This is a genomic window from Flagellimonas meishanensis, from assembly GCF_019880545.1.
Lineage (GTDB): Bacteria > Bacteroidota > Bacteroidia > Flavobacteriales > Flavobacteriaceae > Flagellimonas > Flagellimonas meishanensis.
In genome coordinates, this window is sequence record NZ_JAINVW010000003.1 from 585,915 (window position 1) to 609,529 (window position 23,615).

The following is a 23,615-nucleotide window of genomic DNA, read 5'->3' on the forward strand; positions in this document are numbered from 1 at the left end:
TCTGAAAGAGTTGAGACGTCCAATACAAATCGAGGTGTTTTGTCCACTTAGTCGGCTATTTCGATTCCATCCTCCGAGATAAGCTGGAACCCATAATCCCTGAGGTTTGAAATGATGGGAATGGCCCGTTTACCCTTTTCAGTGATATGGTATTCCACCTTTACGGGAACCTCGGCATAAACACTTTTGGCAACAAATCCATCATCCACCAATTCTTTTAATGATTTGCTCAACATTCGGTCAGAAATACGCTCGAAGCTGTTCTTTAATTCAGAAAACCGTTTGGCCTTGTCTTTCAAGCGCCATAGCAATGGCATTTTATAGGTACCCCCTACTTTGGCGAGTACATATTCCACCGGTGTGTAATAGACCTTATTATCAGTGATAAATTTTGGCACTTACTTTAATGTTAGTTTCTAACAAAGATGCTCAATTACCCTTTTGATTCCAAATCCCCCATACCTTTAAAACAAAAACAATGGGAAAAACAATAGAAAAAAAGAGCTACGTGCACATGCACGGCATGCCCACAAAAGGGAAAATCGCAATGGTGGCCAGCAGTCCTGCAATCTCCGAGCAAACAGGATGGCCCATAGGCTTTTGGGCAGCAGAACTTACACATCCCCTACGTGTTTTTCAAGAGGCCGGATACGAAGTGGAAGTTGTCTCTACCGAAGGTGGGAAAATCGAAATGGACTCCTATTCCAACCCACTGGATGAAAGTGGTTATTCGGCACATGATATTGTTTCACTTGGGTACCTACAGCAATCATGGTTTGTGGAATGTTTGGAAAACACCAAACAGCTGGCTGAAATCAATACCAAAGACTACGATGGCATTTTCTTGGTGGGTGGACAGGGTCCTATGTACACTTTTAAGGATAACCGGGCCTTGGAAGATATTTTTAGTGATTTTTATGAATCTGGTAGACCAGCGGCAGCGGTGTGCCATGCGACCACCTTGTTGCTAAGCGCGAGGACATCGGATGGGCAGCTCTTGGTCAAGGGCAAGGCCTGGACCGGGTTTGCCGATACTGAGGAGGCCTATGCCGATAACGCGGTCGGCATGCGTATTCAGCCTTATTGGATTGAGGCGGAGGCCAAAAAAATCAAGGATACCCATTTTAAGGTAGCGCCTCCCTTTTGGTCCCATGCCATTGCCGATGGAAATCTGATCACAGGTCAACAGCAAAATTCGGGAACAGCCGCAGCAGAACTTATGGTGGAATTTTTAAACAACAAGAGGTCATGACATTGGGTTTTATTGGTATTGGAAAGGTCGGCTTTGCCTTGGCCAATGGTTTGCAAAATAAGGGACACTCCATCATCATTGGCAATGATGATCCTTCTTCCAAAAGTGTGAAAAGCGCCTTGGAGAGCAATGAAAGCTTCAGAACCATGTCGATTGGGGATATGTTGACTGAGGTCAACATGGTCTTCTTGGCCACACCTTTTAGTGCTGTGGAGGACATAGTTTCAAAAATAGGTCTGGAAAATATGATCTTGGTGGACTGCACCAATCCAGTGGGGCCAAATATTTCACACGGATTGGAAAGCAAAATCTCGGGGTCTGAAAAGATCCAGGAGTGGGCACCAGGGGTCCATGTGGTCAAAGCATTTACCATTTATGGTTTTGAAAATTTTCAAAACCCAGTATATCCAAAGTATCCCATGGAACCAGTAATGCTGATGGCAGGAAACGACCCCGAATCCAAGAAGCGAGTTGCGGCCCTTGTGATGGATTTAGGCTTTGAAGCAAAGGATGTAGGCCCTCTGGACCAGGCATTGCATTTGGAACATATGACCCTACTCTGGGTCAAAATGGTGCGAAGGGACGGACATCACCCAAACTTTGTTTGGGCTCTTTTGGAACGATGACCTATCATTTCATCGTTTGAATCTTTCAAAAAGCGCCAATTTCCTTTTCGTGTTTATGAAATATACTCCAGTAAGTAGGATTACGGCTGCCAAAATGGATTGAGGGGTAATCTGCTCATCTAAAAAATACCAGCCCAGTATTAGCGCAACAATGGGATTTACATAGGTGGATGTAGCTACCTTCTCCGGTGAAACGGCCTTTAAAAGGTAATTGAAGGAGGTAAATGCCACGATGCTTCCGAACAACACCAACAAAACCATTACAAGTTGTACATTTCCACTCCAAGCCAAAGGAGAGGACCATTCCTCTTTGAAAGCGATGCTCATCCCGGCCAACGCCAGCCCTCCCGTGAACATTTGGTAGCCGGTATTCACAAAATAGTTATTGGGCAAGTCCGCTCTGGAGACAAAAATACTGGCGTAGGCCCAACTCAGCATGCACACAAAAATCATTATAACACCTATCAAGGTTCCCTCCTTGGCAATGATCTGTTGTTGGCCTATGAGCAGGTATATGCCCACAAATCCGAGAATCACCCCTATAATGGACATGGGTTGAATCCTTTTTCCCTGCAAAATCCACATCATCAACAAAATGACCAAAGGTTGTGCGGATATTTCGAGTGCGGCGAAACCGCTATCCAAATAGCGAAGTGCCCATACGGCTAGGCCGTTTCCAATGCTTAGAAAAAGAAAACCGGCCAAAAAAGTGTTCCAAAGTTGTTTTTTGGTGATCCCCAACGGAATTTTCATTACCCTGGCCCATACAAAAATGAGGATGCCCGCGGTCATAAATCGAAAAGAGGCCAACATAAATGGGGGAAGCTCTGTAACGGCTATCTTATTGAGCAAGTACGTTGATCCCCAAATGACGTAGATGGCAAAAAATGCAAGAACCACCAAGGTGGAGTTTGAGGATTTTCCCATTGCAGCTAATTATCGTCCTGCAATAATAAGGATGTTTCCAAGAGTAAAAAACAGAAATATAGGGCTGCCCTATTTTTTATTGATACTTGTTTGTGGACAGCATATAGGCAGCTATTTCCTTTTCCAAGTCCTTGAATCGCTCCAGATGACCGATTATCTGATCTTCCATCTGCCCCACTTGTTGGCTTTTCTGTTGCAACAAACGCAAAATGTGGTTTTGTTGGTCTTTGAATACTTTAAAACTACGCTTCAAATTATCCAATTTTTCGAAACAGGAATGATTATTTGGCTCGCAGGTATAGGAACCTAGTTTTCGGGACAGTCGTTGGACAAGGTTGTTGTTGCGCTCCATGCGGATCAGGAGCTCTTGTATTTCTCCGGTATCTGTTTTAACAGTTTTGTTCATGGCGTCAATTTGACCTAGGCGGTGCTGTTTCACCCTTTAAGTTATTGAATCCATTGCACTTTTGAAGAATCTTGAATGCTATTTTTTTGTTATTTAACATTTCAATGGTTAAACAAAAAAAGCCCGATGCAGTGCATCGGGCCCCTAAACTATGTGTTTTGGTGGTTAGCCCTTCGTTTTCTCGTAGGCTTCCTCCTTTAGTTCCTCGCTTGCAATAATGGCCAGCTCAACCCTTCGGTTTTTGGCTTTGCCCGCTGCGGTTTCATTGCTTTCCCGGGGTTGTGTTTCACCATACCACTTTGTGGTAAACCTTCCATTTGAAATCCCTTTGGAAATCAAATAGTTTGTCACGGATTCGGCTCTTTGCTGGGATAATTTCCAATTGTATTCGTCGCTTCCAGCACTATCGGTATGGCCTTCGACCAAGATGTTTGACTTAGGATATTCCATGAAAATCCCGGCCAATTTGTCCAAAGTTGTTGCGGAAGTGCCTTTTACGTCGGATTTGTTGGTGTCGAAATAAACTCCGGCCTCTTCATTGAAGATTACGTTGATTCCCTCACCAACACGGGTAACCTCGGCACCTGGAATTTCCTCTTCGATGCGTTCTGCTTGTCGATCCATGCGGTTTCCAATATAACCACCAGCAGCACCTCCCACTACGGCTCCAATGATGGCCCCTAGTGCGGTATTGCCTTTACCGACATTGTTTCCTACAACGCCACCGATCACGGCACCGCCTGCAGCGCCAATGACCGCTCCTTTTTGTGTGTTATTGGCATTTTTTACCGCATTACAGCTAAAAATTAGGCCCATGGCCAACACAACGGCCGTATTCTTTATCAATATATTTTTCATGTTGTTATTTTTTAGTGAATTCATAAACAATGGTAACCAGTTCCCCATCAACGGAAACATTGGACTTTAAGGTCATGGCTTGCTCTGAGATGCTGGCAATGTTCAACCTATATCCCGCACCGCCGGATATGTCTTTACGGTTTTCATCGATGAATTTGAATTGCAATTGACTTGTGTAGTTTTGCTCCGGTTCCACAACGGACCATCTGAAGAAGCGGTCCCCTCCCTGACAAAGGGTGCTTTGAGAAATGGTGTACCTGCCGGTACTGTTGTTGTCCCTGAAGAACCAATCGCTTCCTTCAAAGCAGATGTCCTCAGCGTCATTGAAGATGACCGATTTGAAATTTCCCCTGTTGTTTTCGTAGGAAATGTTGTCCAAGGACCAAGAGCCACTGAATAGGTTACGTTGTGTCCTTGCACTTTTGGAAACAGAGCACGAAGAGCATACGAGCCCTGCAAGCGCAATAATTAAGAATGTGTGTTTCATAAGAATTTGGAGTTTAATTTTAATATATACGACCAAAGGTCCATAAGAGTTTTTGAAGGTATTAAAAAATGTCAATTTGTATGTGTTCAATATGCAATAAGTTTTAACAATTCCATTTCGAACCGTTCCTTGGGAAGAAAGTTCTTCTCCAAAGTTTTGGTGAAGGGAACCGGTGTTTCCAGACTTCCTACCCTAATTATCGGCGCATCGAGGTATTCAAAGCAATTTTCCATGGTCTGCGCAGCAATGTCGCTGGCTATTCCGCCGAAAAGGGTATCCTCTTGAAGCAGTATCATTTTTCCCGTCTTCTTGATGGATCGGTATACCGCTTCCATATCCAAGGGTTGCAACGTTCTTAAATCAATAAGGTCCGCTTTCACTTCGGGATGTTTATCCAATATCTCCAATGCCCAGTGCACCCCTGCTCCGAAAGTAACGATGGATATGGTGTCCCCCTCCCTGATGAGGCTTGCATTTCCGAATGGCACCGTATAGTAATCCTCAGGAACGTCCCCATAAACACTTCGATAGAGTCCCTTATGCTCAAAGAAGAGAACGGGATTGGGGTCGTTAATGGCTGTGTTCAACAATCCTTTTGCGTCATAGGGGAATGCGGGATAAACTACTTTCAGGCCCGGAGTTTTGGTAAACCAAGCCTCGTTGGTCTGGGAATGGAAAGGTCCTGCCCCCACACCTCCCCCGCAAGGCATCCGCACCACCACATCGGCATTTTGCCCCCAACGATAGTGCACTTTTGCCAAATAGTTGACAATAGGATTGAAACCAGAGCTGACGAAATCGGCAAACTGCATTTCAACAATGGCCTTCATACCGTTTATGGAGAGTCCCATGGCCGCAGCAACAATTGCTGATTCACAAATGGGTGTATTCCTTATCCGGCTCTTCCCAAATTTGGGGACAAAGCCCTCGGTAATTTTGAACACGCCTCCATATTCTGCGATATCTTGCCCCATGATAATCAATTCATTGTGCCTGTACATGGATTGTTCCAATCCTTGTGAAATGGCATCGACAAATCGAATATTGTTTACTTTATCCTTTGGCTCAAAATGCTCATATTGATAACTTTGATATACATCATTTAATTCAACACTTTCATTAAATAATGTTTCCGGTTCATCATATGCGGTTTTTAGATTCTCATTTATTTCTTCCGAAATTTCCTCCTTCAGGGCATCTATCTGTTCCTTATGGATGATTCCATTCTCCAATAAGAAAGCTTCGTAGTTTCCGATGGGATCCTTTTTGGCCCATTTGTCCATCAATTTATCCGGAACATATTTTGTTCCGCTGGCCTCCTCGTGTCCCCGCATTCGAAAGGTCTTGAATTCCAAAAGTACAGGTCTGGGGCGCTTTCGGATTGCCTTGGCCAATTCATCCACCTTGGTATAAACTTCCAAAATGTTGTTCCCATCAATAATCCGCGATTCTATGCCATAGCCTTTTGCCCTATCTGCCAAATGCTCACAGTTATATTGTTCATTGGTGGGTGTGGAAAGTCCATACCCGTTGTTTTCAATGCAGAAGAGAACGGGAAGGTTCCAAACCGAAGCTACGTTCAATGCCTCATGGAAATCCCCTTCGCTGGTTGCTCCCTCACCGGTAAATACCGCTGTGACACGCTTCTTGCGTCTGAGCATATCTGCCAAGGCAATACCATCAGCAACACCCAATTGGGGGCCCAGATGCGAAATCATCCCAACGATCTTATACTCTTGGGTGCCAAAATGAAAGCTTCGGTCCCTACCCTTCGTAAAACCATTTTGTTTGCCCTGCCATTGGGAGAACAAACGGTATAATGGTATATTTCTGGATGTGAACACCCCAAGGTTTCTATGCATCGGCAATATGTATTCATCCTCTTTAAGCGCATGGGCGACCCCTACCGAAATGGCTTCTTGGCCAATGCCACTGAACCACTTGGATATTTTTCCCTGCCGAAGCAAAACCAACATTTTTTCCTCAATCATTCTGGGCTTGAGCATGCCCCGATATAGTTCCAGGAGTTTCTGCTGGTCCAAATCCCCTATATGATATCTCATACTTTAAAATTTCACGGGCTAAAAGTAGTAAAAATGACATCTACCAAGCTCCAATTTTTGCCAACCTTTTGCATAATTCATTACTTTTGATACAAACCATTTGCAATGAACAAGAGCGCCATCCCAAGTGTCGATTTAAAGGATTTCATCTCTGGAGATCCGGAAAGAAAGGAAAAATTTGTAAAAGAGATAGGAGCCGCCTTTGAAGACATCGGTTTTGTGGCATTGAGCGGGCACTTTCTTTCAGATGAACTGGTGGAGCAGCTTTATGATGAGATCAAGAACTTTTTCCAATTGCCCCAGCACATCAAGGACAACTATGAGATCGAGGGCATTGGCGGGCAACGGGGCTATACCTCATTTGGCAAGGAACATGCCAAGGGACGAAAGGAAGGTGACCTCAAGGAGTTCTGGCATTTTGGGCAGTATGTGGAGAACGATCCAAAGCTGGATAGCGAGTATCCCGACAATGTGGAGGTAACAGAGCTCCCAAATTTTAACGTTGTGGGGAAGGAAACATACAAGATGTTGGAAAAAACAGCCCAATACGTGCTTCGCGCACTTGCACTGCATCTTGGTTTGGAGGAAATGTATTTTGACAAGTGGATAAAAAATGGAAACTCCATATTGCGGCCGATTCACTATCCGCCGATTACACAAGAACCCAAGAATGCGGTACGTGCAGCCGCCCATGGCGACATCAACTTGATAACCCTGCTGATGGGCGCCCACGGCAAAGGTTTACAGGTGCAAAACCACAAGGGTGAATGGGTAGATGCCATAGCTGAAACCGACGAACTGATGATCAATGTGGGCGATATGTTGTCCCGTTTAACAAACAACAAACTGAAATCCACCATACACCAGGTGGTGAATCCCCCCAGGGAACTCTGGGGCACATCAAGATATTCCATCCCCTTCTTCATGCATCCCATTAGCGAAATGCCATTAAACTGCCTAGAAGATTGTGTTGACGAGGAACATCCCAAAGGTTTTGAAGACATCACCGCCGGGGAATATTTGAATGAAAGACTCATTGAACTGGGATTAATCAAAAAATAGGAATGGATTTACAAGACCAACTGAGAAATCTATTTCCAGACCATGTGCCGAAAGAACAAGAGCAGGAAACCGCAAAGCCAGATTACTGGATGCAGGATGCACCGATAATCTGCAAATACGAAAAACGAAAAGGGAAACCGGTAACGCTATTGGAGGGTTACACGGGAGCAGATAGCGACTTCAAAAAATTGACCAAGGACCTTCAAACACACCTGGGGGTTGGGGGTAGTTTTAAGAAAGATGTCATCTTGATCCAAGGGGATTATCGTGATAAAATAATGGACTTCCTTAAAGGCCAAGGCTTCTCCGTGAAGCGGGTCGGAGGTTAGGAATCGGTTCCATTTCATGCTTTCTGAGTGTTAAATTTGGATGTTGAAAATCAATGTTTTAGGAAAAAATTTTTCTGTTCTTTATATAAATCTTACTTTTAATACTTCTAACCAACATAATCCTAACTGAAAATGAAATCACTGTTGCATATAACCAACGGGGACGCTTTCACTTCCAGGCTGCAATCACTTAAAATAAAAGGAGATATCATTACGTGGCGGGAAATGCTCTGTGAAGGCAAGACCCTTTGTGCAGTGGGAAGTGAATCATTTTGGAAAACCCGATTTGAGTTCTTGAACAAGAACTATAAAATTTCCAAATCCTGGTTTGTTGAAAAAACCCTAAAGGAATATCGGTCGCTTTGCAATCATAAACAACAAGACCAGATTGTGCTTTGGTTTGAATATGACCTATTTTGTCAAATCAATATGTTGGCCGTGCTGAGTTGGTTAAAAACGCATAGGAGACACGCTGAAATATCGCTAATCTGCAGTGGAAATGAAGAAGGGGGCGATACCCTGTACGGCCTCAATGAGCTCAGTGATGAGAAATTGTTGAAACTATACGAAAAACGTACCTTGTTGAGCCAAGATGATATCGAGTTCGCGGATTATGTGTGGCAACTGTACTGTAGTGACAATCCCATAAGGCTGGAAAACATCATTTCGAACACCGATTTTTCATTTGAATATCTGTCGGATGCCTTAAAGACCCATTTGAGACGTTTTCCCACCATTAAAAATGGACTCAATGAATTGGAGAATCGAGTCTTGGAAACCGTAGAGTTACAAAAACCAAGCTCCAAAAAGGAATTGCTCGGGCAGTTGGTAGGAAACCAAGGGTATTATGGATTTGGAGATACCCAGTACGAGCGCATCATCACCTCACTAAAGCCGCTTTTCAACTCCTTCAATCCTGTAAAGCTTACCAAAAAAGGCAGGGAAGTACTCAAAAATCAAACAAATTACTATTCCCAAATACGTGACAATCAATTATATTTGGGAGGTTCTTTAAAGTATAACTTTTTATATAATTCAGATACTGGCCGCATTCTAAAACTCTAAATTGATGGCGCAATTCGGTAATTCTGAATTAATCCTTAATCCGGATGGGAGTATTTATCATCTTAATCTTAAGCCTGAGGACATTGCTACTACCGTCATCACCGTTGGAGACCAAGGCAGGGTAAGCCAAGTAAGTCAATACTTTGATTCCATCGAAATCAAGAAGGGCAAGCGGGAATTCATTACACATACTGGATATTTTAAGGGAAAAAGGATTACTGTAATTTCCACCGGCATTGGAACGGACAATATCGACATCGTTTTTAATGAAATGGATGCCTTGGTCAACATAGATTTTGAAACAAGGGCGGAAAAAAAAGAAAAAATACAACTGAGTATTATACGGGTTGGTACATCGGGCGCTATACAACCTGACATACCAGTGGATTCATTTCTTTTAAGCAAATCTGCCATTGGCATGGATGGTCTGATGCACTTCTATGACAGTGGACACGTAAGAAATAAACACCTTGAGGAAAGCCTGCACAGTCATTTGCGCTGGGAATCTTATGATATAAAGCCGTATGCAGTGGATTCGGACGAAAGTTTGGTTTCCCATTTTACATCAAATCGTATACGATATGGCATAACAATAACGAATTCAGGGTTTTATGGTCCGCAGGGAAGAACACTGAGACTGGCCCCAAGAATCACTGATTTCAATACCACTCTGGCATCATTTCGGCATGAAAATCTTGAGATTACCAACCATGAAATGGAAACGGCGGGCATGTATGGCCTGGCCAAAATGCATGGACACAGGGCCGTTTCGCTGAACGCCATTCTTGCCAATAGAGCCACAGGGGAATTTTCAAAACAAGGTTTCAAGACCATCGACAACCTGATACAATTTACCCTCGAAAAGCTTACTTCCTGAATGAAAACGGTGAGGATAATCGGAGTACCCGAACACTTCAACCTTCCCTGGCATTTGGCCATGGAGGAAGGAGCCTTTGAAGACCGCGGCATCGAACTTCAATGGAGTGATGTGCCCGAGGGCACGGGTAAAATGGTCCAAATGTTGCAAGAGGACCAAACTGATCTGGCCATCATTCTCACGGAGGGAATCATAAAAAGTATTTCACAGGGCAATCCGAGCAAAATTGTCCAGCAATATGTTGCTTCCCCCCTGCTTTGGGGAATCCATGTTGCAGCAGAAAGCAAAAGAGAGAGTGTTACGGAATTGGAGCCTGACCCGGTTGCGATCAGTCGCATGGGAAGTGGCAGCCATCTTATGGCCGTGGTACATGCGCAGAATAGAGATTGGGACACCACAAGACTGCATTTTGAAATAGTGCACAATCTGGAAGGGGCCATAACGCGGTTAAGCAAGGGGTCCAATGCATATTTTATGTGGGAACACTATACCACAAAGCCTTGGGTGGACAAAGGTGTTTTTAAAAGATTGGGGGACTGTCCCACCCCTTGGCCCTGTTTCGTGATAGCCGCAACCGACAAATTCTTGTCCGAGCATCAAAACCTGTTGAAACCTATCTTGCAAACCATCAATACCTATACCTTTGAGTTCAAACAGATTCCCAGTATCGACAGGACCTTGGCCAATCGGTACGGACAAAAATTGGAGGACATCCAAGAATGGTTGGGAACAACAACCTGGGGACAACAACAACTTTCCAAAGACACGTTGAACGAAGTTCAGGAGCGTCTGCAAAGCCTTCAACTTGTGGATGGCATAAAAAAGCCTGAGATATTTCTTTACCACTGGTGATTTATGATGCTCTCACCACACAACAGCCTGTTTGCCCATCTGTGAAAGCAATTGGTTGGTTTTGCTGAAATGCTTGTTGCCAAACCAAAGTCCCCGATTCGCACTCAAGGGTGATGGATGTCCCGAAGTAAGGATATGATGCCTGCGTTTGTCAATTAAAGTGGCCTTCTTTTTGGCAAATCCGCCCCAAAGCAAGAAAACAACCCCTTCAAGCTCGCTGGAAACGGTTTTGATAACGGCATCGGTAAAATGCTCCCATCCTTTATTTTGATGGCTTCCCGCTTGATGGGCACGAACGGTCAATGTGGCATTCAACAAAAGTACTCCTTGGTCTGCCCAGCGTTCCAAATTGCCACTCTTTGGATAAGGTTTTTCCACATCCACTTTAATTTCCTTAAAAATATTGACCAGGGATGGCGGATGCGGAATGCCATCCTTCACCGAAAAACACAGCCCATTCGCCTGATTTGGGCCGTGGTAAGGGTCCTGTCCAATAATGACCACCTTGGTTTCCTGGAAAGGGCAATGGTCAAAAGCCGCAAAAATATCCTTGCCCTTCGGGTAACAGGTGTATTGGGTATATTCCCGTTTCACAAACTGGGCCAATTCCTGAAAATAAGGCTGCTCAAACTCTTGTTTTAAATGTGCTTTCCAACTAGGCTCAATATTCACATCCATTTGTTAATGTACTTTCTTTAATGGCGAACTTATGTCAACAATAATCGATGGTAAACATACAAAAGACAAAAATTCTTTTCCGGTCAAAGTCCTATCTTTGTCCAGCTTTTATCAAAGAATGCACGCCATACATCCAAAAACGCTGGAAGATTTAGAGTTTCCCACGGTATTACAACAAGTGGCCGCACGCTGCAACACCGAATTGGGCAAGGAAGGCGCATTCAAAATTGAACCTATTTCGGAAAAGGGACATCTCCTTCAGCTATTGGAACAGACCTCTGAATATCTGGCTTCCTTTACCAATGAAAATCGCATTCCCAATCACGGATTTGACACCATCAATGCGGAACTACGGCTTTTGAAGGTTGAAAATACCACGTTGGAGGTAAGTGGATTTCGAAGAATAGCCACCATCTGCAATACAGTATCGGTTCACAAGAAATTCCTGAAAAAATTCAAGGAATACTATCCCCGGCTTTTTGAATTTTCGGAGAACTGGGAGGAGAACAAATCCATTTCCGAAGAAATAGGGCTTATAATTGACAAGTTTGCTGAGGTACGTGATGATGCTTCGACGGATTTAAAACATATCCGGAGGCAAATCAACGAGGTGCGCGGCAAGATCAACCAAAGCTTCAATGCCGCTTTGCAGCGATATCAAGCATCCGACTTTTTGGACGAGATTCGGGAGTCGGTTGTAGAAAATAGACGGGTTTTGGCGGTGAAGGCCATGCATCGCAGAAAAGTGAAGGGAACGGTGATGGGATCTTCCAAGACCGGTAGCATAGTTTATATAGTGCCGGAATCCACCTTGAACCATACCCGGGACCTGAACAACCTGGAATATGATGAAAAAGAGGAAATACAGCGTATCCTAAAAGCGTTGACAGACTTTATTCGTCCCCAAGCAACCTTATTGGCAGGCTATCAGGACTATTTGACGCACATCGACATCACGGCGGCCAAGGCCAAGTATGCCTCTGAAATGAATGCCATCTTGCCCGAAATCAACACTAAAAAAAAGCTGGTGCTTAAAGATGCCTTCCATCCCCTGCTCTATCTGTCGAACAAATCCAAAAGGGAAAAAACATGGCCCCAAACCATTGAACTGCATCCTGAAAATCGGATTATTGTTATTTCGGGACCCAATGCTGGTGGAAAAAGCATCACCCTAAAGACCATAGGTCTTTTACAAGTGATGTTGCAGAGTGGCCTTTTGATACCGGTGCACGAACGTAGTTCCGTTTGTTTGTTCCATACCATTTTAACGGATATTGGCGACAACCAATCCATTGAAAACCATTTGAGCACCTATAGCTATAGGCTCAAAAACATGAATGCCTTCTTGAAGAAATGTGATGACAGGACCTTGTTTTTGATCGATGAATTTGGAACCGGTTCCGATCCCGAACTGGGCGGTGCTCTGGCAGAGGCATTCTTGGAAGTATTCTATGAACGGGAAGCCTTTGGCGTTATCACCACGCACTACGCCAATCTCAAGGCCTTGGCCGATGAACTGCCCCACGCCACCAATGCCAACATGCGATTCAATTCAAAAACCTTGGAGCCCACTTTTCAACTGGTGTTGGGCGAAGCGGGAAGCTCCTTTACCTTTGAAGTGGCCCAGAAAAATGGAATCCCCTATTCCCTGATCAATAAGGCAAAGAAGAAAATTGAACGGGGCAAGGTCCGCTTTGATGCCACTATCGCCAAACTGCAAAAAGAACGGAACAAAATGGTCCAAACCGGTTCCCGGCTACAAGAAAAAGAAATCAAAGCCCGGGAAGAAGCCGAACGTTTGGAAAAGCTAAATGCCAAAATAAAGAACAAGCTGGAAAACTATCAGGAGCTTTATGATCATAACCAGCGAATGATCCAACTGGGCAATAAACTAAACACAGCCGCGGAACAATACTTTCTCGATAATAAAAAAAGGCCTTTGATCTCCGAATTGCTGCGAATTGTGGAGACCGAGAACAGTAAACGGAAGAAAACGACCGCAAAGCAAGTAAAGGCCGAGCGGGAGCAAAAGAAACAAGTATCCCAAGAACTGGAGAAGAAAATAGTACAGGTTAGGGAAGAGAAAAAAATTGAAAAAAAGAAAGTCATCCAACAGGAAAAGAACATGCCGAGGCCTATTTTTAAGGTGGGAGATCGGGTGCGCCTTCAAGATGGCAAGGCCGTTGGCAGTATTGACACTTTGGAAAAGGGAAAAGCCGTTGTGAACTATGGCATGTTTACCACCAATGTGAGTGTGGATCAGTTGGAACTTGTGGAAGCTAAAAAATAAATTCCGTGTCATTCCGCACTTGATGCGGAATCCACAAAAAAGATTCCCGCCTCCGGGGGAATAAAAATAACAGCCGGCATCAAGTTGTTGAACCCAACCTGAGCGGCCGACTGTCGACACTATATTAGTTACAGCTAATTGGCGTAAGGAAAATTTGAAGGATAAAATTATTAGTCACTTCAAAACACTTTTGACTACTGATATAGTTATAGGAAATCGGGTCACCCAAGGCTCGCCATACAAAGGCATCTTGGAATTGGAACTCTACCTCCACATCGTGCGAACCATCCGGCGGGCTCTTAATGGAACGTTGACCGTTATTGACCGTATTATATCCGCCAATAACAGTATTGTTCGTACCAGCCGTCTTGTATACAAATCGATAGCGTACATCAAATATGGAGTTGTTGTCCACATCTACACTTTCGTGGTCGTAGTTGAAGGTTTGGCAACTTTCAATTTGATAGTCGGTAGTGTATCCCATTTTGGCCAAGGTGTTATCTTTTAGATACCTAATGGTGTAGGCAATCGGAACACCGGGATTATCTCTACTATAAACGGCATTTTCTCCAGTAATCACACTATTTAAAGAACCGAATCCGGAATCGATATCGGCAAGATTGATGGCTTCTGAAGCGGCTTCCGCATTCCCACCAATGGTAACGACGGTTACACTTGACGTCTTTAGGATTTCGTCATAGGTGGAATTAACGGTTCCCACTCCACTAACACCGCCGGCGTATTCCAAAACAGCATCCAAACTAATGGAAGTGTCGGTATTGGTGGTTTCCATTCTTACCATTATAATTCTACCATACGATACTGAACTTACGTAGGCTGGAGGAGTGTCGGAACCTATGGCATTTTGGACTTGCGAATTCGTCACATCTGGTCCAAAAACACTTCCTGGCGAGCTTGGGGTGTCCATGGTGACGGTGTAAAAAACTTGCTTGAACACCAATCCTGCGTAACGTTTTTCCGTAGTGCTCTCATAATCAAATTGAGAGGCAAGCGAACCTGTGGCCCACTCCACATTCAATCCTACATCCAAACTGAATTGTTTGGAACTGTATGAGGTGGAAGCTTGGTATGAGGAGTTGGATGCATTAACGTAGCCTTCCTGATAGGCATTCGCGTTCCACCACTCCAGGGCATCATCAATACCCGATTGCACCAATGAATTGGTGGGATTATCCACAGTAATGTTGCCTTGACTCCCAATACCAGGCAGGTCAAGACGGAGCGTCACGGGTGCTCTTCCCAAAGTCAACGGGTCTGGTGCGCCATCTAGCATTCCCTGATTACCTACGACCAAGGCTCCAGGGAACACCACCCCATTCGTGGGCCTCAATATAGCTACGTCGTCAAAGTTGGAATCCAAAGAATATTCTTGGGTCCGACATTCAAACAATCTACCCTGGGTCGGCCCGGTGTTGATAGTATTGTCGTTATTAAGTGTACGCTCCGAAGCTGCACCCCCTGTGTCTTTCACATTCAGTAGCTCATCAGCGTTGTAGTTAAGGTTGGCTATAGTACTATTTATTGCCTCAAGATCATCATTGGTGCCTCCCCCATTATTCCCACCATTGTTTCCGCCATTATTATCCCCATTCTCTATAGGAGGTTCGGGGCTTTCATCCTTGCTACAAGAAACAGCAAGGCAAAGGGTAAAAATCATGGCCATTGAAGACCAATTTCTGAGGTTGTGTGTGATTGTTTTCATAATTGTCTGGTTTTAAGGATTCAACATGCCAAACCTAAACGAGAAAGTGAGCCAAACCTAATATTCGGCATGGACAAAGTATGGACAGTACCTATGGACTTAGCCTGAAACAGATATGGACAGTGAAACTTTTGAAGTCAAATTATAATCATTCTAAAACATTGATATTTAATGTTTTAAAGACGAATTATAATGAATTTAGCACTTAAAGAAACATGGACTTTTCATGGACAATTCGAAAAACATGATTTTATGAGCCGTTATTCAATATGCTTTATTGTTATCTTCGGATAAACCCATCAACCTCAAGATTATGAAATACTTAAATGGTTTCCTATTCCTCACCATTGTATTGTCCACTAGTCTTTATGGACAAAATCAAGATAAAATTGATAGCCTCACTTCAGCTTACAAGAAACAGAAAGAAGATACCCTGAAGGTCCAAACTATAAAAGCTTTATTCAATGCTTATCTCTACAGCGATCCAGAGGTTGCTAAAAAATTTGCTCAGGAGCAGCTTGCATTATCAAGAAAAATTGGTTTTGAAAAAGGTGTTGCTAGTGGTCTTTACAACTTGGGCGTCTATCATAGCAATTTGGATAATATAGACTCTTCAAGAATTTACTATCAAAATGCTTCCAAGAAATACAATCAGTTAATGGATTTAGATGGACTTACAGGAGTTAATCACGGTTTGGCCATATTAGAATACTCTGAAGGCAACTATAGTAAGGCATTGGGCTTACTGGATAAAAATATAAAATTATACTCGGAAGAAGTAAATGATTCGTCCGGACTTGCGATGACATACGATTTTATTGGATCAATTAATATGTATATGGGAAACCATAACATTGCCTTGAAAGAAACTTTGAAGGCTTTAAACATTTTAGAAAAAATCGATGAGGAAATCAGAAAGGCAGATGCCCTCAATCATTTGGCGGCAATTGAATTTTACCTTCATAATTTTGAAGAATCTATTGACTACAACTTTCAAGCCCTACAAATATATCGGAATGAAAATGACAGGTATTTTGAGGCCCAGGCGCTCAACGATATTGGTAACACCTATTATTATCTGGAAGAGTATGAAAAAGCGATTGAAATACTAGGGCAAAGCCTTGATATATCAACAGAAATGGGGATTGTAATTCTTCAGGCAACAGCATTCAATAATTTAGGTAAGACCCATGCCGAGCTAGAGCAGTTCCAAACCGCAATCTCATATTTGGAAAAGAGCCTTTCCATTTTAGAAAATACCAACAATAGAAATAAAACTGCTGAAGTTCTTAATGACATCGGCAACGTTTACAATGCACAAAACAAACCTGAGTTGGCCATTACATATTTAAACAAATCCATTGCTTTGGCCGATAGCATCCAAGCGAGGGAAAATCTAAAAAATGGCTTTTTCTACAGGTCCAACTCTTATGAAAACATGGGGAACTACAAAATGGCCCTTACAGATTTCAAAAACTACAAATCAACGACGGATTCAATTTTTGATGCCACAAAGTCAAAACAAATCGAAGAATTGCGAACCATCTACGAGACGGAAAAAAAAGAAGCTGAAATCGCGCTGCAGCAAGAAGAAATCAAAACACTGAACGAAAAGGCCAAGGTGGATAAGCTTACAAAGGGGCTTTATGCCGGAGGTATGGCCTCTGCCCTAGCCTTATTTGGCTTATCTGTTTTTGGGTACCGACAACGCATCAAAAAGAACAAAATAGCCCGAGAAAAACAGGAGGAAATCTTCAGGCAGGAAATCGAGCATAAGAAAAAGGAACTGGCCAGCCAGACTTTACACTTGGTTCAAAAGAACACCTTCATCCAAGAACTCAAGGAAAATCTGGAAAGCCTTAAAAATTCCCCAGAAAAATTTAAAGTAGAGTTTCGACGCATTGTGATGCTGCTTAAAAAGGAAAAGGCCTCCGACAAGGACTGGGAAACCTTTAAAACCTACTTTTCAGAAGTGCACAACGATTTTGACCAAAAACTCAAAACGATTTATGCCGATATTTCAGAAAAAGAAATCCGATTAGCCGCTTTTCTAAGGATGAATCTCACCACCAAAGAGATTGCAGCCACCATGAACGTATTGCCCGATAGCATTTTGAAATCAAAATACCGTTTAAAAAAGAAGTTCGGATTGGATAAGGAAACTGATTTGAACTCCTTTTTGAATACACTGTAAAAAGGGTGGCCAAACTGTTGATAAATCTTTGTAGCTGAGCAACCATACCCGATGATTTTAAAATTGATTTGGCGAAATTCGTTTTATAAGTCCAATTTATCATCGTTACCAGCATCATGGCGCATATTCTAAAAAATAATAGTCTGGAGGTTCACATTGACGACCCACTAGAAAATTATCAATTTTCACGGTTCGACTGGACTGGAAAAATTACTACACTCAAGTTTCAGGATGTTCCGTTATCAATTTCCGAGAAAAATGTGGGGGTCGACGACCGTTTTTTTGGAAAAGGCTTTTATAATGAATTTGGGATTGACACCGCTTTGGGTTTCGAGGATGCTTCTATTGGCGGGTGGTTCCATAAAATTGGGATTGGGCTTTTAAAAAAGGACGGAAACGAATATATCTTCAACAAAAGGTATGAGATAAGACCGGCAGCGTTTGAAGTTAAGGTTGAACCGAATAAGGTAATCATCAGTTGTCTGCCTCCGGCAGAAAATGGGTATGCCTATTTTCTTAAAAAGGAGATTAATCTACTGGCCGATGGCTTTTCCATCGACCATTATCTGGAAAATACCGGGGAGAAAGTCCTCGCCACTGATGAGTATAATCATAATTTTATGGCCATCAACAAGGATTTGATTGGTCCCAACTACCTTCTCAAATTTCCATTTCAACTTAAGCCTACATTGTTTGACGAAATGGTCAACCCTGAGGACAAGGTGGTCCTTGGAAACAGGGAATTTAGATTTAAAGGTGAAAACAAGGAGCCTTTCTTTTTCAGCAACCTTACCGGAGGGGAATCTGTGGATGCCGAATGGGAGTTGCTAAACCTGAAAAGTGGTATTGGAATTCGGGAAACGGGAAACTTCAAGACCAACAAGATAAATCTTTGGGGTTGGGAACATGTGGTAAGTCCTGAGCTTTTTCACAAAATACGTCTTGAGCCCGGCCAATCAACGGAATGGTCCAGAACATATTTGGTGTTCAGTTTGCCCTAAACCAAATTATCCATAAAAGGTTGGCTTTTGTTCGTTGTTTTCAATCTTTTCAAACCAAACAAACTTTGCCCACTAGGCTTTCAATCCAAAGCGCAGTATCTTTGTAGAGAAATAATGAGATTCCCGTTTATTAGGGACCCATGGTATGGAGGAAAGCAAGAAAATTATCCTATTCGACGGCATTTGCAATTTGTGCAACGGTGCAGTTCAATTTATCATCAAAAGGGATAAAAAAGATGTGTTCCGTTATGCGGCCCTGCAAAGTGAGGTGGGTAAACAAATGGTAGCGGAGCGCGGTATCGATACCTCCAATGTAGATTCTATAATACTAATTGAACCTGGGGTGGCCTACTTTACCAAATCGGATGCGGCCCTACAGATTGGGCAGGATTTTGGGGGCCTGTGGAAAGGGTTGGTCCTCCTTACTTGGATTCCAAAAACTTTACGGGATGCCATTTATGATTTGGTGGCGCGAAACCGATACAAGTGGTTTGGCAAAAAAGACCAGTGTATGATTCCAACACCTGAGCTACAGGCCAAGTTTTTGGGGTGATTATTTTAAATTGTTCAGGATAAAATCCAAGGTCATGTTGGTGTTCATCTTCCTGTCAAACGATGAGCTTCTGTAGGCAATCGGCTGCGCCAATCCCAAAGAACGCAGTTTTTTTATGGCTTCCAGCTGCTCAAGTGCCACTTTCCCAGAAAACAAAAGGTCCATGGGTTCCTCCCTTTTATAACGTCGGTATATTTTTCTCAACCCACTAAGATACAGGCGGTCCTTAGTGAATCCTCCACCCCTGTGTGCCCTAAGCGTAATCGAGAAAGCTTCGTCCCTATTGAGCTTGTAATGTCCATGTATCAGGTCGAATGTATCTGAAAACGTATAGCCTTTGATCAAACTGTCGGCCGCCAACACACGGTAGGCCAGTTCCTTAAGTCGTTTCAAGGTCAATGCGCCACCCATATACTCGCTAAAAACTGCCAAACCTTCCTGGGTTTCCACATTGTTGGGCAATCCATTGGAAAAAATCTTCAGGGGCTGTGCCAATCCGTTGAACGTGGTGACCAAATGTACCCCAATCTCATGATGGGCCAAGGTCAGCAATTGGTTTTTACTGAATTTGGCATTCTTTTTAATGATCAGTGTCTGTGTACTGTTCTTCACCATGGCATCGGCGGCCATGTGGGTTGAAAAACGCACTTCCAAGGGGAATTCATATTGTTTGGCAAAATCTTCAAAATAGGCCCTGGCCTCCAACGGGGAAAACACTTTTTCCAAATCCATAGAAGGAGGCTCGTCCTCAAAATGAAGGATGAACCTGGCGTTTTGGACGTCTTTTTCGGTAGGGGTGCCATAAACGCTGAGGGAATTATAATAGAAACGCTTGCCCTTGCCAATAGTCTCTATACATTGGATCATATTGGAATAGTAGTTGATCACCTCCTTGTACATCTTCCGTATCACCTCATCCTCAATCCTTTCCAAACGCTGGGCAAAAAACAAACGCTGAAGTTTGAATGCATTGAATTTGACCCTGGGATATTTGAACTCCGGCTCACAACTGTATTTGGATGCGAAGAACCGATGCTTTTCCTTTTCAATATTCTGGGGGTTCACGTAATTGAGCAGTTCAATCCGCTTGACCAATCGATCAAGATTGGCATCAATTTCAAAAAGGCTTTCGTTCTCCCGCTTTAGCGCTTGTATTTCCTTTTCCCCGATCATGCTTTTGATTTTTCAAACTCCAATACCATTTGAGGAATCAACACCTTTAGTTGTTCTTCCACGGAGCGAACCACTTCCGGGAACACTACACCGGTGTGTTCGTCGCAATAGATCTTTGAGATTTCCGTCGCCAAAACTAACGTATTCTTGAAATTCTGGGTAATGTATTTTAAAAAATATCCGTTCCCAAAAAAGGTGTCATTGATTTTGGAAGTTGACTTTATACCATTCGGTAGCCGTATTGTCGCCAGTTTGGACCTCCATTGTTCGATCAAGGCCCCAAAACGGTCATTGTCCACATTGGTTGTCCCCAGGTTCCAGACGGGAACTTCCCTATCCCAGCGTTTCCAGTTGTAACTGTGCATATCAAAAACAATCACTTTGGCATGAAGGGATTCCAATTTTTGGATCAAGGCATGTGTAACCTTGAAAAAATTGGCGTGTTTTTGCAGGCTGAGCTCTTTTTCCTCAGTACCAAGTGGTGCGCGCCATAACTTTTTGCCCCATGCCGTATCAAAAATGGCAGTTTCCGGTGGCCTGTTCAGGTCATATTCAAACCTACTGTCCCTTCCTGCGATAACAATGGGATGGGACTGCACCATTTCCTTGGTGCAGGGATCCTCTTCGTACCAGCGCTCATATTGGGAATGAAGGCAATTGTCCCACAAAGACTTCCGGAATTGATGCCCGTCGTGCACTGCGCCACAAACGAAGGGTACATAGGCATCTATTTTTATGGATAGGGAATAATCTTCCGCAACGGCCTCAAAACAATTTTCCGCTTCTATTAAGCGAATAATCTCTGCAATGGGAAGTTTACGCATTTTCTACTTCGCTTCGTAATCTAGATCTTCTATCAAAGGCCTTGAGCTTGTCCAACACCTTACTTTCGATAAAATCAATAACCTGGCATTGTACCTTAGTCTTGTAGACTTTGTTCATGTAGGTGATTCCGCCTGGAGACATAACATTGACCTCCACCAACTTTCCGCCAATAACATCGATTCCCACGAAATAGAGACCGTCCTTGACCAATTTGGGGCCTATCTGCTTGCAAAGTGCTTTTTCTTCCTTGGTCAAGGTGTGCTTGGCCACAGATCCCCCTGCGGAAACGTTGGACCTATGATCATCACTGCCCGGTACCCTTCGCATGGCGCCAATGGGCTCTCCATTAAGCAAAAGTATGCGTACATCGCCCTGGTCCGCCCCCTCAATGTATTCTTGAAGTATCACGTAGTTAGATGTTCCATCTGAGTTAGTTACATAAAAATCAAGAAGGGATTTGATATTGCTCATCGCAGATTTCTCAATAAGGATGACCCCAGAACCGCCATAACCGTTCAAGGGTTTCAATATCATCTTGTCCGCTTTGGATTCCTTGATCTGCTGCACCAAATATTTTTTGTTCTTGGACACATGGGTCACCGGAATAATATTGCTATGGCTGTCACCAAATGCGGCAGTATACAGCTTATTGTTGGCCTCGCGAAGGCCTTGAAGGGAGTTAATTATGAACACATCATCCTTGACCGAGTCCAAAAAATTCAACATAAGGGGATCCAAGGGAGGATTGGCCCGCATAAAAATGACATCAAAGCCGGCAAGAGGAAGCATCTCTTCACGAATGCTGGCTTGTCTATAAAAGGTTTTTAAGCTACCGGGCACCTTGTCCATCCTGTTTATTACTGTGCAAAATGCGTTCGTGACACTGTTTCTAATGGTCAGGTTGGCCGGAGAACAGAGGGCAACGCCATGGTCCCGCCTAACACATTCATGGATCAATGCTAAACTGGTATCGTTTTCTGGATCTATTTCATCCCAAGGATACATTAAAAAACAAATGTTCATAACGCTTTCGTTTTTCTTGTTGTCTAGTTTTTGTCGTAGTTATCGTCCCAATTTCTCACTTTGGGCTCTCCCAATTTCCCGACGGACTTGGCCACGATCATGGAAACTGTGGCATCCCCGGAAACATTCACCACGGTTCGACACATATCCAGCGGTCGGTCCACAGCAAAAATCAAAGCCAATCCCGCCTCAGGTATGCCCGCTTGTGCCAAAACGATCACCAGCATTACCATTCCGGCTCCGGGAACGGCGGCACTTCCAATAGAGGCCAATGTGGCGGTGACTATAATGCCCAACTGGGCCGAAAGGCTTAGGTCCATGCCAAATGCCTGTGCAATGAACACAGCGGCAACAGCCTGGTAAAGACTGGTGCCATCCATGTTGATGGTTGCCCCAATTGGCAGCACAAAACTGGTAACTTCTTCCTCTACCCCCAAATGCTCCTCCACCCTTTCCATGGTTACGGGCAAGGTTGCGGCGCTGGAACTTGTGGAGAATGCCAACAACTGGGCCGGAGACATTCCCCTCATAAAGAACGAAGGGGTCTTTTTGGTAAATATCCAAACAATGAGCAAGTATACCGATAACATTAGCACAAGGCCAAAAACGACACAAAATGCATACCATGCCAGAGCTTTGAACAGGTCCAAGCTTGGTGATTCTACCACCAAAGCGGCCAAAAGAGCAAATACCCCGTAGGGAGCGGCGAGCATGATGATGTCTATAAGTTTTAGAATTACCTCGTTGAAGCCATCAAAAAATTTCTTCACCGGCTTTGCCTGTTCCGCGGGAATAAGAATCAGCCCTATTCCGAAAAAAATGGCAAAAAAGATAACTTGGAGCATATTGCCATTATCGCTGGCCGCATTAAAAATGTTGCTGGGAACCAGGTCCTCCAAAGCCTGTAACGGCCCGGCTTCCCGTTGTTTATCCGCTTTGGACTTAACGGAATCCGCATCTCCTCGGTAATTCTCAACCAATTCGTTCCTTGTCTCCTCGGAAATGGAATTGCCGGGTTTTACTATGTTTACTACCAACAGTCCTATGGTAACCGCAATAACAGTGGTAATGATGTAAATACCGATGGTGCGCCCCCCCATTTTGGATAGTTTGGAAATGTCCTTTAGGTCCGATACTCCTTTAATTAGGGATGCCAATATCAATGGCACGGCAATCAACTTTAAGGAATTGATGAAAATGTTGCCGAAAGGCTTGATCCAATCTGCCACGATTTTGGGTCCCCAGGAGAACTGCACCATAAAAAGAGCAAAAACAACCCCCAGCGCCATGCCAATAAGGATGCGCCAGTGTAATTCCAATTTCTTCATAGAACTGTTTTGATGGTAGTAAG

At 43.6% G+C, this 23,615-nt stretch carries 23 protein-coding genes; 11 read left to right on the forward strand and 12 right to left on the reverse strand.

Annotation, left to right across the window (positions count from 1 at the left end; translation table 11 throughout):
• Positions 1–47 precede the first annotated feature (47 nt).
• Complete coding sequence (locus K7G75_RS10620) at positions 48–398, reverse strand: winged helix-turn-helix transcriptional regulator (protein WP_222984226.1); 351 nt, start codon at positions 396–398, stop codon at positions 48–50.
• 80 nt (positions 399–478) lie between these two features.
• On the opposite strand from K7G75_RS10620, the gene K7G75_RS10625 reads away from it, so the two are divergent.
• Positions 479–1,252, forward strand: coding sequence for a type 1 glutamine amidotransferase domain-containing protein (locus K7G75_RS10625; protein WP_222984227.1), 774 nt, complete (start codon positions 479–481; stop codon positions 1,250–1,252).
• A complete protein-coding gene (locus tag K7G75_RS10630) occupies positions 1,249–1,878 on the forward strand; it encodes an NADPH-dependent F420 reductase (RefSeq protein ID WP_222984228.1) in 630 nt (209 codons plus the stop codon). Before K7G75_RS10625 ends, K7G75_RS10630 begins: the two co-directional genes overlap by 4 nt.
• A gap of 9 nt (positions 1,879–1,887) precedes the next feature.
• Here the strand turns inward: K7G75_RS10630 and K7G75_RS10635 are convergent, their stop codons facing one another.
• The 5 genes from K7G75_RS10635 to K7G75_RS10655 all read right to left on the reverse strand — a co-directional run bounded on the left by K7G75_RS10635 (position 1,888) and on the right by K7G75_RS10655 (position 6,619).
• Positions 1,888–2,805 carry an EamA family transporter gene (locus K7G75_RS10635; RefSeq protein WP_222984229.1) on the reverse strand — a complete coding sequence of 306 codons (918 nt, stop codon included), beginning with the start codon at positions 2,803–2,805 and terminating at the stop codon, positions 1,888–1,890.
• Between the two features lie 76 nt (positions 2,806–2,881).
• Positions 2,882–3,211, reverse strand: a complete 330-nt coding sequence (locus tag K7G75_RS10640) for a hypothetical protein (RefSeq protein WP_222984230.1) — start codon at positions 3,209–3,211, stop codon at positions 2,882–2,884.
• Between the two features lie 165 nt (positions 3,212–3,376).
• On the reverse strand, positions 3,377–4,069 hold the full coding sequence (locus K7G75_RS10645) for a YiaD family glycine zipper/OmpA-like lipoprotein (protein ID WP_222984231.1): 693 nt from the start codon (positions 4,067–4,069) through the stop codon (positions 3,377–3,379).
• 4 nt (positions 4,070–4,073) lie between these two features.
• Positions 4,074–4,556 carry a lipocalin family protein gene (locus K7G75_RS10650; protein ID WP_222984232.1) on the reverse strand — a complete coding sequence of 161 codons (483 nt, stop codon included), beginning with the start codon at positions 4,554–4,556 and terminating at the stop codon, positions 4,074–4,076.
• Between the two features lie 86 nt (positions 4,557–4,642).
• Positions 4,643–6,619 (reverse strand): alpha-ketoacid dehydrogenase subunit alpha/beta, encoded by a 1,977-nt coding sequence (locus K7G75_RS10655; RefSeq protein ID WP_222984233.1) that lies wholly within the window; start codon positions 6,617–6,619, stop codon positions 4,643–4,645.
• Between the two features lie 105 nt (positions 6,620–6,724).
• Between K7G75_RS10655 and K7G75_RS10660 the strand changes: the two genes are divergently transcribed.
• The 5 genes from K7G75_RS10660 to K7G75_RS10680 all read left to right on the forward strand — a co-directional run bounded on the left by K7G75_RS10660 (position 6,725) and on the right by K7G75_RS10680 (position 10,804).
• Positions 6,725–7,681, forward strand: a complete 957-nt coding sequence (locus K7G75_RS10660) for an isopenicillin N synthase family dioxygenase (RefSeq protein WP_222984234.1) — start codon at positions 6,725–6,727, stop codon at positions 7,679–7,681.
• Between the two features lie 2 nt (positions 7,682–7,683).
• Positions 7,684–8,010 carry a translation initiation factor gene (locus K7G75_RS10665; RefSeq protein WP_222984235.1) on the forward strand — a complete coding sequence of 109 codons (327 nt, stop codon included), beginning with the start codon at positions 7,684–7,686 and terminating at the stop codon, positions 8,008–8,010.
• Positions 8,011–8,142: 132 nt separating this feature from the next.
• Positions 8,143–9,075, forward strand: coding sequence for a DUF1835 domain-containing protein (locus K7G75_RS10670; RefSeq protein WP_222984236.1), 933 nt, complete (start codon positions 8,143–8,145; stop codon positions 9,073–9,075).
• A 4-nt stretch (positions 9,076–9,079) separates the two neighbouring features.
• Complete coding sequence (locus K7G75_RS10675) at positions 9,080–9,952, forward strand: nucleoside phosphorylase (protein ID WP_222984237.1); 873 nt, start codon at positions 9,080–9,082, stop codon at positions 9,950–9,952.
• Positions 9,953–10,804 carry a substrate-binding domain-containing protein gene (locus K7G75_RS10680; protein WP_222984238.1) on the forward strand — a complete coding sequence of 284 codons (852 nt, stop codon included), beginning with the start codon at positions 9,953–9,955 and terminating at the stop codon, positions 10,802–10,804.
• Positions 10,805–10,816: 12 nt separating this feature from the next.
• Here the strand turns inward: K7G75_RS10680 and K7G75_RS10685 are convergent, their stop codons facing one another.
• Entirely contained in the window at positions 10,817–11,482 is a 666-nt protein-coding gene (locus tag K7G75_RS10685) for a uracil-DNA glycosylase (protein ID WP_222984239.1), read from the reverse strand.
• Positions 11,483–11,600: 118 nt separating this feature from the next.
• On the opposite strand from K7G75_RS10685, the gene K7G75_RS10690 reads away from it, so the two are divergent.
• Positions 11,601–13,772, forward strand: coding sequence for an endonuclease MutS2 (locus K7G75_RS10690; RefSeq protein ID WP_222985010.1), 2,172 nt, complete (start codon positions 11,601–11,603; stop codon positions 13,770–13,772).
• A 124-nt stretch (positions 13,773–13,896) separates the two neighbouring features.
• On the opposite strand, the gene K7G75_RS10695 is transcribed toward K7G75_RS10690, so the two are convergent.
• Positions 13,897–15,495, reverse strand: coding sequence for a thiol-activated cytolysin family protein (locus tag K7G75_RS10695; protein ID WP_222984240.1), 1,599 nt, complete (start codon positions 15,493–15,495; stop codon positions 13,897–13,899).
• A gap of 313 nt (positions 15,496–15,808) precedes the next feature.
• Here K7G75_RS10695 and K7G75_RS10700 point away from each other — a divergent pair, with 313 nt between their 5' ends.
• From K7G75_RS10700 to K7G75_RS10710, 3 genes are all read left to right on the forward strand, one after another.
• Positions 15,809–17,689 (forward strand): tetratricopeptide repeat protein, encoded by a 1,881-nt coding sequence (locus tag K7G75_RS10700; protein WP_222984241.1) that lies wholly within the window; start codon positions 15,809–15,811, stop codon positions 17,687–17,689.
• Positions 17,690–17,805: 116 nt separating this feature from the next.
• Entirely contained in the window at positions 17,806–18,690 is an 885-nt protein-coding gene (locus K7G75_RS10705; RefSeq protein ID WP_222984242.1) for a hypothetical protein, read from the forward strand.
• Positions 18,691–18,835: 145 nt separating this feature from the next.
• Positions 18,836–19,243, forward strand: coding sequence for a thiol-disulfide oxidoreductase DCC family protein (locus K7G75_RS10710; protein ID WP_222984243.1), 408 nt, complete (start codon positions 18,836–18,838; stop codon positions 19,241–19,243).
• Here K7G75_RS10710 and K7G75_RS10715 read toward each other — a convergent pair whose 3' ends face one another.
• The 4 genes from K7G75_RS10715 to K7G75_RS10730 are packed head-to-tail and all read right to left on the reverse strand — an operon-like array spanning position 19,244 to position 23,592.
• Complete coding sequence (locus K7G75_RS10715; protein ID WP_222984244.1) at positions 19,244–20,416, reverse strand: flavohemoglobin expression-modulating QEGLA motif protein; 1,173 nt, start codon at positions 20,414–20,416, stop codon at positions 19,244–19,246.
• Positions 20,413–21,240 carry an N-formylglutamate amidohydrolase gene (locus K7G75_RS10720; protein WP_222984245.1) on the reverse strand — a complete coding sequence of 276 codons (828 nt, stop codon included), beginning with the start codon at positions 21,238–21,240 and terminating at the stop codon, positions 20,413–20,415. Before K7G75_RS10720 ends, K7G75_RS10715 begins: the two co-directional genes overlap by 4 nt.
• Complete coding sequence (gene gshB / locus K7G75_RS10725) at positions 21,233–22,264, reverse strand: glutathione synthase (protein WP_222984246.1); 1,032 nt, start codon at positions 22,262–22,264, stop codon at positions 21,233–21,235. The genes K7G75_RS10720 and gshB overlap by 8 nt, the downstream gene beginning before the upstream one ends.
• Before the next feature lie 23 nt (positions 22,265–22,287).
• Positions 22,288–23,592 carry a dicarboxylate/amino acid:cation symporter gene (locus K7G75_RS10730; protein ID WP_222984247.1) on the reverse strand — a complete coding sequence of 435 codons (1,305 nt, stop codon included), beginning with the start codon at positions 23,590–23,592 and terminating at the stop codon, positions 22,288–22,290.
• Between the last annotated feature and the right edge of the window lie 23 nt (positions 23,593–23,615).

Coding starts and splice junctions, on each gene's coding strand:
- K7G75_RS10730 (WP_222984247.1), bottom strand. CDS start 23,592: ATGAAGAAATTGGAATTACACTGGCGCATCCTTATTGGCATGGCGCTG.
- K7G75_RS10640 (WP_222984230.1), bottom strand. CDS start 3,211: ATGAACAAAACTGTTAAAACAGATACCGGAGAAATACAAGAGCTCCTG.
- K7G75_RS10690 (WP_222985010.1), top strand. CDS start 11,601: ATGCACGCCATACATCCAAAAACGCTGGAAGATTTAGAGTTTCCCACG.
- K7G75_RS10710 (WP_222984243.1), top strand. CDS start 18,836: ATGGAGGAAAGCAAGAAAATTATCCTATTCGACGGCATTTGCAATTTG.
- K7G75_RS10685 (WP_222984239.1), bottom strand. CDS start 11,482: ATGGATGTGAATATTGAGCCTAGTTGGAAAGCACATTTAAAACAAGAG.
- K7G75_RS10655 (WP_222984233.1), bottom strand. CDS start 6,619: ATGAGATATCATATAGGGGATTTGGACCAGCAGAAACTCCTGGAACTA.
- K7G75_RS10670 (WP_222984236.1), top strand. CDS start 8,143: ATGAAATCACTGTTGCATATAACCAACGGGGACGCTTTCACTTCCAGG.
- K7G75_RS10645 (WP_222984231.1), bottom strand. CDS start 4,069: ATGAAAAATATATTGATAAAGAATACGGCCGTTGTGTTGGCCATGGGC.
- K7G75_RS10680 (WP_222984238.1), top strand. CDS start 9,953: ATGAAAACGGTGAGGATAATCGGAGTACCCGAACACTTCAACCTTCCC.
- K7G75_RS10625 (WP_222984227.1), top strand. CDS start 479: ATGGGAAAAACAATAGAAAAAAAGAGCTACGTGCACATGCACGGCATG.
- K7G75_RS10715 (WP_222984244.1), bottom strand. CDS start 20,416: ATGATCGGGGAAAAGGAAATACAAGCGCTAAAGCGGGAGAACGAAAGC.
- K7G75_RS10700 (WP_222984241.1), top strand. CDS start 15,809: ATGAAATACTTAAATGGTTTCCTATTCCTCACCATTGTATTGTCCACT.
- K7G75_RS10665 (WP_222984235.1), top strand. CDS start 7,684: ATGGATTTACAAGACCAACTGAGAAATCTATTTCCAGACCATGTGCCG.
- K7G75_RS10650 (WP_222984232.1), bottom strand. CDS start 4,556: ATGAAACACACATTCTTAATTATTGCGCTTGCAGGGCTCGTATGCTCT.
- K7G75_RS10695 (WP_222984240.1), bottom strand. CDS start 15,495: ATGAAAACAATCACACACAACCTCAGAAATTGGTCTTCAATGGCCATG.
- K7G75_RS10705 (WP_222984242.1), top strand. CDS start 17,806: ATGGCGCATATTCTAAAAAATAATAGTCTGGAGGTTCACATTGACGAC.
- K7G75_RS10720 (WP_222984245.1), bottom strand. CDS start 21,240: ATGCGTAAACTTCCCATTGCAGAGATTATTCGCTTAATAGAAGCGGAA.
- K7G75_RS10635 (WP_222984229.1), bottom strand. CDS start 2,805: ATGGGAAAATCCTCAAACTCCACCTTGGTGGTTCTTGCATTTTTTGCC.
- K7G75_RS10675 (WP_222984237.1), top strand. CDS start 9,080: ATGGCGCAATTCGGTAATTCTGAATTAATCCTTAATCCGGATGGGAGT.
- gshB (WP_222984246.1), bottom strand. CDS start 22,264: ATGAACATTTGTTTTTTAATGTATCCTTGGGATGAAATAGATCCAGAA.
- K7G75_RS10630 (WP_222984228.1), top strand. CDS start 1,249: ATGACATTGGGTTTTATTGGTATTGGAAAGGTCGGCTTTGCCTTGGCC.
- K7G75_RS10660 (WP_222984234.1), top strand. CDS start 6,725: ATGAACAAGAGCGCCATCCCAAGTGTCGATTTAAAGGATTTCATCTCT.